The organism is Pseudoalteromonas sp. SG44-17 (assembly GCF_014164235.1).
Lineage (GTDB): Bacteria > Pseudomonadota > Gammaproteobacteria > Enterobacterales > Alteromonadaceae > Pseudoalteromonas > Pseudoalteromonas rhizosphaerae.
In genome coordinates this window covers 1-1,458 of record NZ_JACJEV010000083.1, presented here as the reverse complement: position 1 = coordinate 1,458, position 1,458 = coordinate 1, and the positions used below count along the sequence as shown (strand labels likewise).

General features: G+C 36.3%; 2 protein-coding genes. One reads left to right on the top strand and one right to left on the bottom strand.

From position 1 onward, the window contains the following. The first annotated feature begins 137 nt into the window (after window positions 1-137). Window positions 138-320, top strand: a complete 183-nt coding sequence (locus H5182_RS21935) for a DUF2986 domain-containing protein (RefSeq protein ID WP_145237760.1) — start codon at window positions 138-140, stop codon at window positions 318-320. On the opposite strand, the gene H5182_RS21930 is transcribed toward H5182_RS21935, so the two are convergent. Continuing rightward, entirely contained in the window at window positions 317-1,198 is an 882-nt protein-coding gene (locus tag H5182_RS21930; protein WP_182760651.1) for a DUF1444 family protein, read from the bottom strand. The genes H5182_RS21935 and H5182_RS21930 overlap by 4 nt on opposite strands. Between the last annotated feature and the right edge of the window lie 260 nt (window positions 1,199-1,458).

Genomic DNA, 1,458 nt, shown 5'->3' with positions numbered 1-1,458 from the left:
GCCAGCTTAATGAGTTTTGCCATTTACCGAGTTGTTGCTCAAGGGCTATTTTGCTGTGCAGTGGCATTATTTGATATAACGGCTCATCACTGTCATCACGCTCGCCATGGGTGCTAGTAAGCGCGTGAAGATAAACCATTAACCGCAGAAAAAAGCTCGTTACTAAATTTAATCAAAAAGATAAGCGCGCTAATACTAAATTACACAAAAGTAATAAGCCTGCTTACGCTTCTAAAGCTGAACGTGAAAGATTGGCTTTACTTGTTGAGGGACAACTGATGAAGCGTGAAAGTGAACACGCTTCTCTCGTAAGCCTCTAAAGGTCAATTTGCTGCCAGCTATCGTCTTTGAGTGTATAGATATTGGGTGATATTGCATAAGCAAGCTCAGGGAATTGACTGTAAGTGATTCCTGCTACAGACATTACTGCCTTATTATCACTTTTACTGGCGATAAGTAAAATATTGCGACTAGGTATACCAATAACAACCTCACCAGGAATTTTTTGTTTAAGTAACTTTTTGAATGATGGCGTAAGAATAGCTGTTGCTTCATAATTTTCATCAGCAACTAACATATAAACATCACCATGCTCTCCGATGTCTAATTTTTCTATTTTGGCATTAATGGTATTTAAATATTTATCTAAGTTAGCGATTGCTTTACTTCTTAAGTTACGACTTGATATCGCTAAGCTTTGAAAGTCTTGTTGAGTAAGAAAGCGTAAACTATCAGGTGAATCTATTGCATAAAACACCAATAGCTCACCTGTTAACTTTTCATAATAAGGCAGCTGTATTTCGTTCACTCCCGCAGCTGCTAGCTGACTTTTCACTCCATCTAAATAACTTTGTGATTTTATCACTGGGCGTAACTGGCTAATATTAAGTACATCTGATTCATCTAAATTTTGATATTCAACTTGACTGGCGATAAAGTCTGTTAACGCTTCATCCATACTTGCTTGCCCTGAAATATAACGTGCATAGCTATTTGCTAAATAACTCGTTACTTTTAAACCATTTTTAAACTCAATTTCAATGACAAGATTATCTACATGATTGAAGGTTGCTTGCTTGAGTGCCAATTTCGCACGTTCAGTATACTGACGTGTAAATTCTTGCTCCGAAGTGCTAGCGGCAAACCCGGGGATGCTAAATATACTTATTAACACAAATAAAAGAGGGTAAAACTTCATAGCTTAGATCCTTTAACTATTCATTATTTTAAATAAGCTAATAGTATGTTTTAAAAATAACATTAACAATGTTTTTTAGGTACGAAAAAGGCCAAATTATTTGGCCTTTAAAAAACTTAACTAATTTTCTATTTATTAAAATGCGTAGCTGATACCGGCATTAACCGAGCGACCTTGTCCTGCTAATTGGCTGAAGCCTTGGCTCATATCTGTTTTAAAATCAGCAATACTGACTCCGCCTAACGGCTGTTGATAATACT